The sequence below is a fragment of the Bifidobacterium felsineum genome (assembly GCF_002802915.1).
Classification (GTDB): Bacteria; Actinomycetota; Actinomycetes; order Actinomycetales; family Bifidobacteriaceae; genus Bifidobacterium; species Bifidobacterium felsineum.
On record NZ_PEBJ01000006.1, the window covers coordinates 14906 to 30215 of the forward strand.

12 protein-coding genes are annotated in these 15310 nt (G+C 52.5%); 8 read left to right on the forward strand and 4 right to left on the reverse strand.

What is annotated here, in order from left to right; translation table 11 throughout:
* Positions 1 to 162: 162 nt before the first annotated feature.
* Entirely contained in the window at positions 163 to 1161 is a 999-nt protein-coding gene (rlmB, locus tag CSQ86_RS09070; RefSeq protein ID WP_100494819.1) for a 23S rRNA (guanosine(2251)-2'-O)-methyltransferase RlmB, read from the reverse strand.
* Between the two features lie 86 nt (positions 1162 to 1247).
* Between rlmB and CSQ86_RS09075 the strand changes: the two genes are divergently transcribed.
* On the forward strand, positions 1248 to 2519 hold the full coding sequence (locus tag CSQ86_RS09075; protein WP_100494820.1) for an MDR family MFS transporter: 1272 nt from the start codon (positions 1248 to 1250) through the stop codon (positions 2517 to 2519).
* Positions 2520 to 2796: 277 nt separating this feature from the next.
* Positions 2797 to 3624, forward strand: coding sequence for an alpha/beta hydrolase (locus CSQ86_RS09080; protein WP_100494821.1), 828 nt, complete (start codon positions 2797 to 2799; stop codon positions 3622 to 3624).
* Here CSQ86_RS09080 and CSQ86_RS09085 read toward each other — a convergent pair.
* Complete coding sequence (locus CSQ86_RS09085) at positions 3599 to 4621, reverse strand: helix-turn-helix transcriptional regulator (protein ID WP_133119280.1); 1023 nt, start codon at positions 4619 to 4621, stop codon at positions 3599 to 3601. The two genes, CSQ86_RS09080 and CSQ86_RS09085, sit on opposite strands and share 26 nt — an antisense overlap.
* A gap of 111 nt (positions 4622 to 4732) precedes the next feature.
* On the opposite strand from CSQ86_RS09085, the gene CSQ86_RS09090 reads away from it, so the two are divergent.
* A complete protein-coding gene (locus tag CSQ86_RS09090; protein ID WP_100494823.1) occupies positions 4733 to 5917 on the forward strand; it encodes an MFS transporter in 1185 nt (394 codons plus the stop codon).
* A 52-nt stretch (positions 5918 to 5969) separates the two neighbouring features.
* Entirely contained in the window at positions 5970 to 6854 is an 885-nt protein-coding gene (locus CSQ86_RS09095) for a glycoside hydrolase family 43 protein (protein WP_100494824.1), read from the forward strand.
* 193 nt (positions 6855 to 7047) lie between these two features.
* On the opposite strand, the gene CSQ86_RS09100 is transcribed toward CSQ86_RS09095, so the two are convergent.
* Both CSQ86_RS09100 and CSQ86_RS09105 read right to left on the reverse strand, forming a co-directional pair.
* Complete coding sequence (locus CSQ86_RS09100; protein ID WP_165773836.1) at positions 7048 to 8997, reverse strand: glycoside hydrolase family 32 protein; 1950 nt, start codon at positions 8995 to 8997, stop codon at positions 7048 to 7050.
* A gap of 100 nt (positions 8998 to 9097) precedes the next feature.
* Positions 9098 to 10531, reverse strand: a complete 1434-nt coding sequence (locus CSQ86_RS09105) for a NosD domain-containing protein (RefSeq protein WP_240542337.1) — start codon at positions 10529 to 10531, stop codon at positions 9098 to 9100.
* 217 nt (positions 10532 to 10748) lie between these two features.
* Between CSQ86_RS09105 and CSQ86_RS09110 the strand changes: the two genes are divergently transcribed.
* The 4 genes from CSQ86_RS09110 to CSQ86_RS09125 all read left to right on the forward strand — a co-directional run bounded on the left by CSQ86_RS09110 (position 10749) and on the right by CSQ86_RS09125 (position 15248).
* Positions 10749 to 12029: an ABC transporter substrate-binding protein gene (locus CSQ86_RS09110; protein ID WP_240542338.1), complete on the forward strand. Its 1281-nt coding sequence runs from the start codon at positions 10749 to 10751 to the stop codon at positions 12027 to 12029.
* Positions 12030 to 12210: 181 nt separating this feature from the next.
* A complete protein-coding gene (locus CSQ86_RS09115; protein ID WP_240542339.1) occupies positions 12211 to 13164 on the forward strand; it encodes a carbohydrate ABC transporter permease in 954 nt (317 codons plus the stop codon).
* 5 nt (positions 13165 to 13169) lie between these two features.
* Positions 13170 to 14024: a carbohydrate ABC transporter permease gene (locus CSQ86_RS09120; RefSeq protein WP_100494827.1), complete on the forward strand. Its 855-nt coding sequence runs from the start codon at positions 13170 to 13172 to the stop codon at positions 14022 to 14024.
* Between the two features lie 171 nt (positions 14025 to 14195).
* Positions 14196 to 15248, forward strand: a complete 1053-nt coding sequence (locus tag CSQ86_RS09125) for a LacI family DNA-binding transcriptional regulator (protein WP_240542340.1) — start codon at positions 14196 to 14198, stop codon at positions 15246 to 15248.
* Positions 15249 to 15310 lie beyond the last annotated feature (62 nt).

The following is a 15310-nucleotide window of genomic DNA, read 5'->3' on the forward strand; positions in this document are numbered from 1 at the left end:
CGTAGGCGAGCCCCGAACGAGACGATAGTCGAGTGAGGGCAGGTTGAGTCTTGCCGTAGGCAAGTCCGTAATTGCTGGAGTCACTGAGTCGTTGACTAAACAAGAAGCCCTCTCATCTGAGAGGGCTTCAGTCGTCTTTAGATCGTTGGCGGTGATTGCCGCTTACTTCGCGGCCTCGCCGGCCTTGCGGCGGGCGTTGGCCACGGCGTACAGGCTGATGCCGGCAGCCACCGAAGCGTTCAGCGATTCGACGGTTGAACTGATCGGAATGCCGGCGATCGCGTCGCAAGCCTCGCGGACCAGTCGGCTCAGGCCGCTGCCTTCCGAGCCGAGCACCACAACGAGCGGATCGGTCTCGAAGCCGGTTTCGCCGACGAGCTTATCGCCACCGCCGTCAAGGCCCACCACGTAGTAGTTGCGTTCCTTCAGACCTTCAATCGCCTTGGTCAGGTTCACCACGCGGGCCACCGGCATGTGCGCGGCTGCACCGGCGGACACCTTCCAAGCCGCGGCGTTCACCGAAGCGGAGCGACGTTCCGGCAGAATCACGCCGTTGGCGCCGAATGCGGCAGCCGAACGAATCACAGCACCGAGGTTCTGCGGATCGGTCACACCATCCAAAGCAATGAACAGCGGGCGTGCGGCAAGGCGAGCAGCTGCGGAATTCGCGGCCTCCATGGCCTTTGCCTTCTTCTCGGCGCGCTCCACCAGCTCATGCAGCGAGGAGTACTGGTACGGCTCCACCTTCAGAATCACACCCTGATGGTTGCCCGAGCGGGCGATGCGATCCATCTCCAGACGATCGGCTTCCATCATGTGCAGGCCGTTCGCACCGGCGATCTTCACGATTTCGCGGGTGCGATCATCATGCTCAATGCGAGACAAGATGTACAGCGTGGAGGAAGGCACGCCTACGCGCAGCGCCTCCAGCACGGAATTACGGCCGAACACCAGATCGGACGTATCCGCGGAAGCGAACTTGTCCACGCGACGGCGGGCAGCCAGTCGCGGATCGGAGCGCAAACGACGCTCGACGGCCTTCTTGGCCTTGTAAGCCTTGTGATAGACGCGGTCCTCGGCCTTCGGAGTGGGGCCGTATCCCTTCAACTTATTACGATGTTTTCCACCCGACCCCTTGGTCGGTCCCTTTTTGATAGCCATAGGTGCCATTGTCCCAGCACCCCGCGCCAAATGCTGGACAATGGTGCTCGTCGTGCCCCACCTCGCCCGCGAGTACAGTATTACCAGTGAAACGACAACGCGAGATATTCGGATTATCCCCGCTGTATTGGGGACTGTGGCTGGCCATCCTGATTCTGTGGATGGGCCGCTTCGTCACATCATTCCTTTCCATTTACCTGGTCTCCGCATTGCACATCAACGAGGGCGTAGTGGGCACGGTCGTTTCCATGTACGGCTTCGGCTCCATCATCGGCTGCCTGTTCGGTGGCACATTGTCCGACCGTTTCGGCCGCCAATCGATGATTATCATCGGTGAAATCGGCGCTGCTGCGGCGCTGCTCGTGGTTTCTGTTCTTGTTCATCCGGTTGCTCTTGGTGCAGCGCTGTTCATCTATGGTGCGTTCGCCTCACTGCCCAGCCCGGCCATCGCCGCCTATATTGCCGACGTAGTGCCGGTCCAGCGCCAACAGCGCGCCTATGTGCTGCAATCCTGGGCGATTAACTTCGGTTACGCCATCGGCCCGATTGTGGCCAATCAGCTGGTCAAAGTCTCATATTCGCTGATGTTCTACGTTGAGGCCGCCGTGATGATCGGCGTCACGGTGCTGCTGTTTGCCTTCTTCCGCGAAGTCAAACATTTGGGGATTGCCGTGCCGGGGCCGGATTCACAGTCGGTTGCGAATCCGGACGAGCGGATGGCGGCTAATAATGCCGCTCCATCCATGCGAGACAGCTGGCGCCGCGTACTCACGGACCTGCCATTCCTCGGCTTCTCCGTACTCATGTTCGGCTACTTTCTCGTCTACTTCCAGAGCACGTCCGGCCTGCCCATTGCCATGACCAATCTCGGGCTTGGGCTCGGCGATTACTCGGTACTGCTCACCATCAACGGTTTCATGCTGTGCGCCCTGCAGATTCCGGCGATGAAACTGTTCGCGCGCATGGGCAATTCGCGCGTGCTCATCGCCGGGCTTGCCGTAACTGTCATCGGCTACGCAGTGCAAATTGTGGCCGACTCATGGGCGGGCTTCGCGCTCGCCGTAGTGCTGTGGACGCTGGGCGAGCTGGGAACCTTCCCGATCGCCACCACCACGGTTGCCGCGATGGCGCCGGCCTCCGCGCGCGGCACCTACCAAGGTGTGTACAACGTGCTGTGGTCACTTTCGATTGCTTTGGCGCCGATGGTCGGCGGCTGGGTGATCAGCGACTTCGGCGGACGCGTGCTCTGGATCGCCTGCACTATCGTGCTGATCGCAGTAACCATCGGCCTGCGCGCCACCAAAGTCTCGCGCGACCGTGCGATGGCTCGCAATGTGCAAGAGCAGCTCGCTGAATAGGTGTGTAGGCCTCTTTCTGGCTTACAAGGGGTTGATTTCCTGTTTGCGGAATATCTATCTGCGTTATAAGGGGTTGTTGAAGGCTTGTATGTGACGTATGCAGACCTTCAACATACCGTCATTCCGTCGTTCTTGAGATCTATCTACTTAGCGAGGAACCCCTCGTGACGCAGATAGATCTTCGGTGCGGTTCGAATCAACCCCTTGTAAGAGAGATATCGCAGATAGGAAACCATTATGCGACGGATTGTGTGATTAGTGGACCCATAATGGAAGAATGCAGTACGTCGAACGCATTATCACGGGCATTGATGGTAGCGAAGCACGATTCATCGGCTATGTGGCGGATAACAGTCCGGAGATATCGCCGGATCGTACCCGCACCTCGATTCTCATTCTGCCTGGCGGCGGGTATGCCATGACCTCGGATCGTGAGGCTGAGCCGGTGGCGCTGCGTTTTTTGGCTGAGGGCTTCAACGTGTTTGTGCTGCGGTATTCAGTGCGTGCTAGTCATTACCCGGTAGCGCTGATCGAATCCGCCGAAGCGATGAGTCTCATCCGCGCGAATGCAGAAGAATGGCATGCGAATCCTCATCAAGTCGCAGTTCTCGGCTTCTCCGCCGGTGGCCACTTGGCAGCGAACCTTGCCACCGTTGCCGGTGACGACGACCTGCGCGAACATGGCTACGACCCGGACGAGATACGTCCGGATGCGTTGATGCTCGCCTATCCGGTGATTACATCGGGTGAATACGCCCACCGCGGCAGCTTCCAGTACCTGCTGGGCTCCCACGTTCATGATCAATCGATGCGAGACAAGCTCTCTATCGAAAAGCATATTGACGCCAAGACCCCGCCGGTGTTCGTCTGGCATACGATGACCGACTCCAGCGTGCCGGTGGAGAATACGCTGATGCTCATCCGGGCTTGCCATGTGGCAGGCGTCAGCGTTGAAGCCCATCTGTTTCCTGAAGGTCGGCACGGTCTTTCTCTGGCCAACGAGGAGACCGCATATCACGGCAGTCCGGAACATATCGTGCCGGCGGTGCAATCCTGGCCCGACTTGGCCACACGCTGGCTCAGGAGCTTTGCTGAGCGTCGTTGAAAATCGCGCGATACTCGAGTGGGGTCTGATGATAACGCTTGGAAAACGCCTTGTAGAAATAACTCACGCTGGCATATCCGATTCGCTCCGCAATGCGGGCCACGGACATATCGGTGTGAGATAGATACTGTTGCGCGGTATCGAGACGTGCCTCGAGAATAAACGAACCTACCGTTCGGCCGGTTTCCTTCTTGAGTCGCCGCGATAAATAGCCGGCGCTGTATCCCAAATGCTGTGCGATGGTATCGATGTCGATATCCGCAAGATTATCGTCGATGATGCGCTGCACGCGCTTTTGGATCTCAGGTACTTTGCCAAGCTGTGTTGCCGCGGCGTTGTAGGCATGGCATAGTTCCATGATTGCGCCGAATACTGCAAGATCGAGCCTAAATCCTGATTCCCGGTACGCCGACACCATGCGATTCGTACATGATTTCATTGCGCGAGCCTGAGCTGCAGGGATATGCACGCATGCGCTTTCGGCCGGCGGAAACATTGGGGCATCCTGTAAAAATGGCTGAGTGAGATGCTGTACAATACCATCCGAGAACAGCAGGTCCCATTCCGCCGGTCCTTTTCCACCGCGCACAATCGGTGCGATAACATGTGGCACTTGCTTCGGAATGGCAATGAAATCGCCGGCTTCCACCACGTACACTTCATGCGCGGTGATGAGCAGCATGGAACCGTCTACCAGATGGGTGAGGCTTACGTAGTCATGGCGGATGGGCTGAGACCGGTAGCCCAGGCGCTGCGCAATCACGCCGAATCCATCTTCCTCACGTAGGCCCGGCACAGCTTGACATAGTCGAGAGAAATTCGCGTCGTTCACAATGGTTTCGCCGGCCACGGGAGCATCCAGCCGCTCGGTATCAGGTGCCAAATCAATATATGACTCGGCTTCGGTGCCGGGCGTCCGCCGCAGCAATTCGATGTCAAGGGACGGCAGATTCGCTGTTGCAGTGCTGCGTTGATCTGCGTTTGTCGTTGCGCGCATAAGGTCAGAATACAGCAATAGCTGGTATTCATACAGCAAGAATCGTTGCAAAACAAGGAAATACGATGGAATCAACAACCAAAAATCAATGATGATATCGAGGAGTCGATTATGAATCGCAAAGCAGCGATTGTGGGCGTACTCGCAATAGCAACGCTCAACATGGCATCACTGTTCATCTCTCCAGTCATGGGCCTGATCGTGGCTGCGTTCAGCAATGAACCGCTGAGCAATGTGCAGCTTATCCTGTCCGTGGCGAATCTCACGGGTCTGATTGCCGCCTTTGTGATTGGCAAACTGGCCATGACTGTGCCGAATAAAACCATCGCGTTGGGCGGCATCGCATTCATCCTGGTATTCGGTCTGATCCCATACTTCGTGCATGCGAATATCTGGATTCTTGTTGCCTGCTCCGGCATGCTGGGCATCGGCATGGGCGCACTCAGCAACATCCTTCCCGCGCTGATGGCCGATTACTTCCCCGAAGATCAACGGCAAAGCGTGATGGGTATGCAGGTCGCATTCGCCAGCATCGGTTTGATGGTGATGGGCCTGATCGCCGGCAAACTCGGTACTATTTCGTGGAATAGCGCATATCTTGTCTACGCGTACGCGGCAATCGTGCTGATCGTGGTCGCTGCGGTGATGCCCAAGGTCGAAAAGACCGCCAATGGAGAGACCCAGGATGGTCAGAACGCTGGCAATTGGCGTCAGGTTATTTCGCCGGCCGTGATCACGCTGTCTGTGTGCGGCATGATGTTCCTGCTCATCAACAATGCATATAACACCAACTATGCGTTGGTCATCGATCAAAAGGGCCTTGGTGGCAGTGACGTATCCGGCATGATTTCCACTATCGGCCAGTTTGGTGGTCTTATCGCCGGCCTGTGCGTTGGTGCTATTGCCAAGAAGGGGCGCAACTATATGTTGGTGCTCACTTTTGCCGCGGCGGCTTTGGGCATGCTCTGCTGCGCTTATGCGCCCGGTATCGCGGCGCAGGCGGTCGGTTCATTCATTGTCAACGCATCGATGAGCTTCTTCTACGCTTCCGCACCATTCATGATGACGGTTATCGTCAAGCCGATTTTCATTCCGCTTGGTATGGCCGTGCTGACGGTATTCAACTCCGTTGGCGGCTTCATCAGCCCGTACGTCATCAACGGCATCAATACGCTTTTTGGTTCCACTGCTGTGGGCGCCGTGACGGTTGGCGCTGTGCTGTCGCTCGTGATGATGGTGGCGCTGTTGCTTTCCGGCTTCCAGAAGCGCAGCTATGCGAAGGCGCACCAGCACTAACCAATAAACCGTGTAACTGAACAATCAGCAGAAATCATAAGGAGATATTGCCATGCGCAATCAAGACATCACCATCCGCGATCCATATGTCATCACCCACGACGGCAAGTACTACATGTACGGCACTCGCAGCTTCGACTGCTGGGGCCCCATGGATGGCTGGGACGTATACGTGAGCGACGATCTGGAGAACTGGTCGGAGCCTCACGAGATTTATCACCGTGAACCCGGATTCTGGGCCGACCAGAACTATTGGGCGCCCGAATGCTATGAGCGTGACGGCGAGTTCCGTCTCATCACCACGCTTGGGTGCTCCGATGGGCGCAAGAAAGGCATCTACCTGCTCGTCTCCGACTCTCCGCTGGGCCCATTCCATTTCGTTTCGCGCCTGACGCCTGAGGATGAGGAGTGCATCGACGGCACTGTCTATGAGGAAAACGGCAAGGCGTATGTGGTGTACTCGCACACGCTGGAAGACGTTCCCGAAGGCGACATGTGCGCCCGTGAGCTCTCCTCGGATTGGCGTCAGCCGGTCGGTGAAGGTTTCCGTCTTTTCAGTGCTGTTGACGCCAAGTGGAATAGCATCGTGCCGTTCGCGGCCTCCGAGTTCGGCATCGAAGGAGACGCGTACTTCTCCGATGGCCCTTGCCTGTACAAGATGGAAGACGGCACGTTGGTGATGCTGTGGTCCAGCTGGGGAGAAGGCGGCTACTCCGTAGGTCTCGCCCGCTCGGATAACGGCAGCATTCTTGGCACCTGGTCCCATGATGATGACTTGCTAGTGGCCGATGGCGGCCACGGCATGCTGTTCCGTACCTTGGAAGGCGAGCTGCGTTTCGCACTGCATGTGCCGAACACGTTCTATAAGGAGCACCCGTTCTTTGCTCCAGTGGAGGAGCATGACGGCAAGCTGACCATTGATGTCACCGCGGCATAACGTTACCGCAGCGAATCGTTCTCAATAAGAACTGTGCGTAGATTTTGTTGAGTGATTCGCACATGATTATGGCGTTGGGTCTTGGGATTGGCTATTTTCCAAGACCCAACGCCATGTGCGATTGTGCGCAAATGTGTGTTTTCCCCGCACGCTTCTTATTGAGAATCATTCGCTGCGGTGAAGGCGGACGATGTCACCGGGCGCTTCGCAGTTTGCGCAGAACCAGCGAACCGGAGAATCCGCGTAAAGTAAAATCGGTCGCAAAATCCGGGCTGTCGAACTCATCGCAATCAAAAAGAATGCTGCCGACGTCCTCTCCATTGTTGACAAATACTTCGGTTATTCCATGGTCGTAAAAAACTTCGATACGATTTATGCGATTTGTCTTAGACGTGTAATTGAAGCTGTCCGTAGGCAACCCAATTGTGGTGAGATGAACAGCCGATCCATCGCTGCTTACGTGAAGCGAAGCGTTCGCTACGGTGCCATCTGGCTGCCTCCGTTGCCCTGAAACTAATGTTGTCTCGAACGAAGTGCCAGGATCCGGTCGAATATCCGCGTAATAGGCATGCGACGGTATGACGGCGTGAGCATCTAAGTCGTGATTGCAAGGACTGCTATATTCCGTCATACGAGAGTCCGGCGTTGGGGTGAGATGGATCTCGTCTCCGAGTAGGAGTTCATATATCTCTTCAACGGGGTATGAGATTAAACGTCCATCGACTACATGCAGTTCCCTCGGCAGTCCCATTGCCCCATTGGCATAATCATCGCGTTCAATGCGGACGCCATACCAGTCGCATAGCCATCCGATCGCGATACGGCGATTGATGAGGGTGCCGTCAGCGGCACAATGCCGGTCCCTAAAGGATTGCACTGCGTAATAACAGGATCCGAAATCACACCAGCCCGTATGGTTTACGTTGAGTTTTGGTGAATGCTGAACACTTGCCGTTTCAAGGGTGCCGGTGTACCAACGTATTGGCTGGAACCGTCCGCTGTCGTCATGCAAATGCATAAGCGATCCCACGGCAACTGCAGATTCATCAAGTGTGAATATGTCTGGGCACTCATAGGTGTATGACTCAGATAATCCGGTTTCAAATAGCAATGGTCCGGCATATTCCCAACTGGCTTTATTTAGATTAGTGTCAGTTGCCCGAAACAGTGCAAGAGCTGGCGTACGGCTGAAATCCGCAGATTCTTGCTGAGGATTCGAGAACGGTGCGGTGCCGAACCAATAGTTATCGTCGAGAGGACGCGGCGTGGTGCCTGGAGCCCCCAATTCTGGTGCGCAGGTAGATGGCATGTTAGTGGCTACTACGATTGCCGGGGTGCCTTTAATTGTAGTGCCGTCAAATAACGTAGTGTCGATTTTCGGGTCGCGAAAATCTAAACCGGTCTCTTCGGAAGGTCGTTCGATTACGGTGGTTTCAGGACTGAATGTCAGCCCATCAGTGCTGATGGCAGTAGTTTGTGTTTCTACTACAGATTCGGGGTGGCCGAGTCGTGCCCAATGCCGAGTGAGGTAGATGCGAATGATGTCGGCTTCATCTCCGGGCACAATATGTCCGTTGCGGTCCGTGGTAAGAGCCGAGCCGGAGAATGCGCCTCCAGTCAATTCTTCACTCCTCGATATTTCAGGCTGTGGAAGTAGCGCAATTGGTAAATCCATCCAATGGATAAGGTCTTTGCTGATTGCGTGGCCCCAATGCATGTCGTCCCATTGCCATCCATATGGATTGAACTGGTAGAACAGGTGATATCGCCCTTGGAAGCGGCATAATCCATTGGGATCATTCATCCAATGCTGTGCCGGTTCGAAATGCGCATTTGGCCTGTTGCCTGAAGAGCGTGTATCTGTAGTAATGATGCGAATGCCCCGGTTGATTAGATCCTTTCCCCCGGTGAGATAGCCAAACCCTAGTCGCAGGTTGTCGTATTTCAGTGTGTACTGCGCATTCGGGTTGATTGCCAAATCAAGACGTGAACGACGCTCTGTAGAAGGCAGATATGCGGTAATGGCGTCCTCGCATGAATCTAGTGGAATGAGATGGACGATTCCTGGTTCCGTGTTCGTACCTGTATACTCGGCAAATAGTTCGATTCCTGTGTAGCCATCGGCGTTGATGGTTATGGTCATTGTGGACTCTCCCTGAGTTTGATATATGGATGCCGGATGGGCGAAAAAGGGAAATCCCATCCGGCAAGTGTTGTCATGCGAGGTGCGTAATCCAATGATTTCAGCAGATTCCGGGCAATGACGGTGTTGGTCGGAAAGCGTTGGCTGTAACATCCAAGTACACCTGTGACTCCGTTCCGGAATCGAGCACGGTATTGCGGGAGGATCCTGAATCGATATGTACGGCAACTACAGGGATACTGTGAGTCTTTGCTGTTGCGAGGACGGCTTCTACTTGAGTGGAAAAGCACGACTCTTCAATGGTCTCTTCATTGTGATTATTGCCTTCGGTATTGGCAACGATATGGTTATTCGCAATGTAGTTTCCCACGCCAGAGACGAGTCGAATGATGATGGGAGCAGTGCCTTCCGGACGAATGTTGATTTCGTCCACGATGTCAGAAATGTGGTTGCCGATTACGGAATTTTCATTTCCCTCGATGCGAATAATTCCGAATAGATCATCTAGGCCATTGTTGTATCGCTTCATTGGAGGCCAAGGCTCGCAAGCGCGATAGATATGGTTGGACGCGATGAGGTTTTCTGAACAATTTCCCTCAAGGACAATTACGCCTGGATAAAAAGCGTGGAATCGGTTGCTGGTAATAGAAGAGCGGGAAACGTTCCTGAAGAAGACGGTGCTGGCTCCGCGTGGAAATACATTGTTGGCTGTAATCAGCAGGCCGCCAAAGTTTTCCGCAAAGATGGAATACCCGCGGTATCCGGCTCCGATGAGGTTATCGGTGATTTTTGATGCTTGCCCAGATCCTCGTAGCTCAATGCAGTTACCACATTCGGCAATAAAGTTGTCATGGATGCTAAGAGCGTCAGCATCGTGAATCACAATGCCGTGTTCTAGATAAATAAATCCCATGCCGTTGATGCGGAACGAATCCTGTGCATCGGTGATGTAGATGCCGGTTTTGCCATTGATATAGGTATTTTCGGGGTCGTTATTGCCTGAACCGTCATCGATGAAATGCAGTCCATCGATGCAGAAGTTGGCGAACTCCACTGAGCTGATTCGAGGATTTCCTTTACGGGAAACCACGAAAGCCGCGCCTTCTCGCTCGGGACCGTGATTTATTGCCGGTAGATCGACGAGGATTCGGCTGCCTCCAGGCCATATTTCATGAAGATTATTCCACTCCTCCTTGGGCGTATTAAACCGGATACTGGAGGAAACGAATCCATGTCCGGCGCCGACTATGCGCAGGTAACTGATATCAATAAGTACTTGCGTTGTCAGATGGTAATCCCCGGAAGGAATGTAGATGGTGGCGCCGGGTTTGCCTTCATTGTTGCTATCTGCATCTGTTTGTCGTGCTTTTACATCGGTGATGATGCTGTTTATGACTTCGCCTATGTCTGTATGTGGGTTGCCGATTGGCCAAGTGGTGACGTCGTAGTAGTAGCTGTCGGCCATAACATCCTCCTCGAGGTTATGTGACTGAATGACATGAATCAGCGGTGGCGCCAATATGGTTGCTGCCATGCATCGTTATGGTCGCCGTCCGAGACTGATTCCATAGTAACGAGTATTCATTTTTATTTCAACCGGTAAACATAAAAATTAGTTCTCTGGCTAAATAGTTTATTTTTGCGGCGTGTCGCTTATATGTTAATCGGTTGACATATAAACCGAGTTAATGTATTCTGACCTTGTCGATGACGACACAACAAGGAAGTTCTGAAGATAAGAGAAAGGTTCGATGATGAATCGCTCGTATAACAAAGGCATAGCTGTAATTGCCGCGGTGGCGACCATGTTGTCTATGGCGGCATGCGGTTCTGCAGGTTCAAGCGAGGATGATAAGACATTGAGCTTGCTGGTCGAGGGTGGTGGTCCCGCTGAGCAAGTGGCACGAGATACGGCTGCTGAGTTTGAGAAGCAAACCGGTTACAAAATCAAAGTTGATACGTCTCCGTATTCAGGTCTGTATGACAAGTTGAAAGCCGAGACCGATTCCCGGAAAGCTACGCATGACCTGGCTGTAATTGATGTGCTGTGGTTCCCGGCTTTGGCTAAGGGGCTGTCTTCGGTGGACGGGGTTCTTTCCAGCTCAGATGAAGATGACCTTATGCCTCAGCTTAAGGAAGGTGGCACCATTGACGGCAAGCTGCTGGGCATCCCTACCTGGACGAATTCCAAGGTGCTGTTGTACCGTAAGGATCTTTTTGAAAATGCAGATAACCAGAAGGCTTTCAAGGAGCAGTACGGCTACGATTTGAAGGTTCCCACCACTTGGGATGAATACCGGGATGCTGCAAAATTCTTCACTAAAGATGATATGTACGGCACTGCGATGATTGGTCAAACCGGTGCTGATTCAGTGACTGGATGGCTGGAGTTCGCAACTCAGGCTGGTGCTGATAATCTCGTTCTCGATAAAGACGGTAAGCCGGATCTTGAAAACAATGCGTATAGCGATGCACTTGAATATATGCAGGACTTGGTCAACGATGGCTCCATTCCATCCGATTACCTTTCGCTGGGCACCAGTGAGATTTCTAATTTGTTCAATCAAGGCAAATTGGCTATGCAGCTTACTTGGGGCCACTTCTATCTCTCCTCTGCGAAAGAGCTCGGCGACAAAGTCGGTGCCGCTCCGATGATTGGTGGATCTGCTGGTATCGGTGCCATTCCTGGCCCCTGGTATGAGGTTGTGCTGAAGAATTCCAAGAAGCAGGATATCGCAAAGAAGTATCTCAAGTTCATGTATGGCAAGAACGAAGGATACATGACCGCGCTTGGCGTAGCCGCGAGAAAGAGCGTATTCGCCAAGTACGAAGACAATCCTGAATACGCACATGTTAAGGCATTGGAGACCACTCTTGATGCCAAGCAGACCCAGAATCGTCCTGCGACTAAGATGTGGACGCAAATTGAGACCGAGGTACTTTCTCCAATGGTGCAGAACGTGCTTAAGGGCGCTAATGCCAAAGACGAATTGGCTACCGCTCAGAAGAGTATTCAGGATCTCGTAGGCTGAATTACTTATCTGCCCCTCGTTGTATCCCGTTGAAGGAATGATTGTCAAACCCGATAGGGAAAACGAGGGACAAGCCTGATTCGCAGTTGGTGACATCAATGGAATGATTGGTTGTGATCGCCGCCGCGCACGGAGGCGATCACAGCCATCTCAATCACCGTGTCCTGTCACGGGAGGTGGCATGAAACAGAAAACAACAATTGCGCAGGGAGATCACTCGAATCAGTACTCTCCAGATACCATGCGCAAAACGAAGATGTTGAGCTCCACATTTAGCAAGAAAACGCTATGCATATTCTTCTTGCCTGCAGGATTATTCATGGCGGCGTTCCTGCTGTTTCCTCTACTGAAACTTGTCTATGACAGCTTTTTTGATGTGGGAGACCGTTATGATGGTCGCACGTTTGTCGGTTTGAAGAACTACATCAAAGCGTTTACGTCGCATCAGTTCCAAATGGATTCATGGAACACGTTGGTTTATGTTGTCGTTGCGGTCGGCATAGAAACGATTCTGGGATTGGCACTTGCGGTCATTCTGACGAATAAGTACAAGGGATTCAAAGCCATCCGAACGTTCATCCTGTCCCCTCTGATGATTGCGCCATTGGTGGCAGGTCTGGTTTGGAAGTTTATGTTAAGTGGGCAGTTCGGCATTGTGAATGTGCTGCTGGTACGAATCGGACTCTTGCGGTCCACGGATAGCATCTTATGGCTTTCGGATTCGCGTTTTGCCCTCTTATCATGCATCATAGCAGATGTTTGGCTGACCACACCGTTCATGATGCTGATGTTTTTGGCGGGAATCCAATCGATTCCGGATAGTTTGTATGAGTCGGCGTCTGTCGAAGGCGCGAATAAATGGCAGGTCATCATCCACATCATCATTCCTAATATCAAGGGTGTGCTCTTTAGCGCTCTGGTCATTCGCGTCATTGACGCTGCAAGAACATTCGACATCATCTGGGCTATGACTCAGGGAGGTCCCCAGGGCTCTTCAGAGCTGTTGAGCGTGCATATTTACAAAATGTTGCAGCGATACGGTGATGTCGGCTACGCCAGCGCCATGGCCGTTATCTTCATCGTAGTGCTTATTGCCATCACTCTTATGACTCAGTTGAAGAAGGACAAGAGGTAGCTGCCATGTTCCATGAGAAATTTGGTCGCAATCGGAGCGACAATCTGTGGATTATTATCATGTACGTGTTGGCGGTGGTCTTCCTGCTGCTGTTCATCTTCCCCTATTTGTACATGCTGTTTTCTTCATTCAAGCCTTCGCAGGATGTGATTTCCGTTCATCCCACATTCTTCCCGAAGACTTGGTCAATAGAGAACTATGTCAAAGTGTTCCAGACTTCTGATATCGGCATGTATTTTGGCAACAGCTTTATTGCAGCCCTTGTGAGTACGTTAATTTGCCTACTGCTGGGTTCTTTAGCTTCATATGCCATTTCTCGTACAGCTGTTTCTCGGTTTAGCAATTTTTTGTTGATCTTAGTGCTGTGCCTCAAAATGATTCCGATGTCCAGCATCGTAGTGCCGATTTATAGTCTCGTTCAGCAGTTTGGTTTTTACGATTACTTACCGGTGCTCTGCATTGTGTACGCAGGCGTGAATATGCCATTTGTGCTGTGGATGATGATTTCTTTCTTCAAAGATGTGCCCGTAGACCTCGATGAAGCTGCAGCTGTTGACGGTGCTGGTCCATTCACTGCATTTATCAAAGTCATCCTGCCTGTAGTAGTCCCTAGCTTGATTTCCACGGGCATCTTTACCTTCTTGTTGGCCTGGAATGATTTCTTGGTTGCGCTGTTGCTCACCAGTAGTGAGGCAAAAACCGTGCCGGTGGCTCTATCGGAATTCCTGACTTCGTACAGCCTTGATTTGGGGCCAATGACTGGAGCCGCGGTATTGTTCTCGCTGCCGGTTATTGTCATCTCCTTCTTCCTGCAACGATATCTGGTTTCTGGCATGCTGGCTGGGTCGGTTAAGGGATGAGGCTCTAGGTGCTGATAGCAAAATCCTTCTACGTAAGATGGTTATGAGCAACCAACCGGATGGTGAGATATGAGCCGGGCGTGCTAAGGGTCAAGTCTGCTAGTCTTGCGGCTAATAGACTTGACCCTACGGCAATGTGGCCGTACGGTTGGGCAGATACAGCAAGGAAAAATGATGGTTACGATAACTGATGTTGCCCGAGTGGCCGGTGTCTCGAAAAATACGGTGTCTCGCTATCTCAATAATCGTGGATATATCTCCGAGCAAACGCGAAATAACATACAGAAAACGATTGATTTGCTGCATTATCAGCCTAATCAAATCGCACGAAGCCTGTATTCGCAGAAGACGCAACTCATTGGTTTCGTGATTCCTGAGATTGCTCATCCGTTCTTTTCGACAATGACTTCATACATTGAGGATGAACTCAACCGTCGCGGTTATAAGATGATTCTCTGCAGCACGATGCATTCAGAGGAGAAAGAAAAAGAGTGTATCGATTTGCTCATGGCCAACAAAGTGGATGGCATGATTATTGGAAGCCATTCTCTTGATATCAATTATGCGGGTATCGGTTCTCCTGTAGTTGCTCTCGATCGTTACTTAGCCAGCAGCATTCCCGTAGTAAGCGCTGACCATGTCCAAGGCGGCATGATTGCAGCTCGTGCGGTCATTGAACATGGCTGCACTAATGTTGCGCAGTTCATTGGATATTCCAAGGTGCGGTCCCCGTCCTTCGAACGGTATCGGGTATTTGCTGAGCAAATGCATAAGCACGGCATTCGTTGTGTGTCCTTCGAATTGGGGCTGAACCAGTTTGAAATGGAGCCGTATCTCAGAATCGCTGATAAATTCCTCACGGATAATCAGGATGTCGATGGTATTTTTGCTTCTGATCTGATTGCGCTCGCAATTCAAAAGCGGGCACTTGAAATGGGGCGAAAAATTCCTGAAGATCTCTTTCTCTTTGGTTATGATGGATCGTACGTATATAAATTCGCGAGTCCATCATTGCCGACTGTTATACAGCCGTATGCGAAGATAGCCGAGAGAGCCGTCGATGTGCTTATCCGAAAAATCGAAGGCGAAGAAATTGGCCAGATGGAATACACGGTTCCAGTGACTGCATATCTTCCTGAGCGGGAGCAATTGTCCGCGCAGGCTCAGGAAAGTGTTTCTGATGACACCAGCACCATTTTCCATGAGGTCGCTTTAGGCATTTGATGCAATCCGTTGTAGCCGTGTGAAACATGGCCTGCTACCTGTGGAGTGACGTGGGGCGTATC

Excerpts from the sequence above, each read along its gene's own strand:
- rlmB (WP_100494819.1), bottom strand. The coding sequence starts at position 1,161 with ATGGCTATCAAAAAGGGACCGACCAAGGGGTCGGGTGGAAAACATCGT.
- CSQ86_RS09080 (WP_100494821.1), top strand. The coding sequence starts at position 2,797 with ATGCAGTACGTCGAACGCATTATCACGGGCATTGATGGTAGCGAAGCA.
- CSQ86_RS09085 (WP_133119280.1), bottom strand. The coding sequence starts at position 4,621 with ATGCGCGCAACGACAAACGCAGATCAACGCAGCACTGCAACAGCGAAT.
- CSQ86_RS09090 (WP_100494823.1), top strand. The coding sequence starts at position 4,733 with ATGAATCGCAAAGCAGCGATTGTGGGCGTACTCGCAATAGCAACGCTC.
- CSQ86_RS09095 (WP_100494824.1), top strand. The coding sequence starts at position 5,970 with ATGCGCAATCAAGACATCACCATCCGCGATCCATATGTCATCACCCAC.
- CSQ86_RS09100 (WP_165773836.1), bottom strand. The coding sequence starts at position 8,997 with ATGACCATAACCATCAACGCCGATGGCTACACAGGAATCGAACTATTT.
- CSQ86_RS09105 (WP_240542337.1), bottom strand. The coding sequence starts at position 10,531 with ATGGCAGCAACCATATTGGCGCCACCGCTGATTCATGTCATTCAGTCA.
- CSQ86_RS09110 (WP_240542338.1), top strand. The coding sequence starts at position 10,749 with ATGATGAATCGCTCGTATAACAAAGGCATAGCTGTAATTGCCGCGGTG.
- CSQ86_RS09115 (WP_240542339.1), top strand. The coding sequence starts at position 12,211 with ATGAAACAGAAAACAACAATTGCGCAGGGAGATCACTCGAATCAGTAC.
- CSQ86_RS09120 (WP_100494827.1), top strand. The coding sequence starts at position 13,170 with ATGTTCCATGAGAAATTTGGTCGCAATCGGAGCGACAATCTGTGGATT.
- CSQ86_RS09125 (WP_240542340.1), top strand. The coding sequence starts at position 14,196 with ATGATGGTTACGATAACTGATGTTGCCCGAGTGGCCGGTGTCTCGAAA.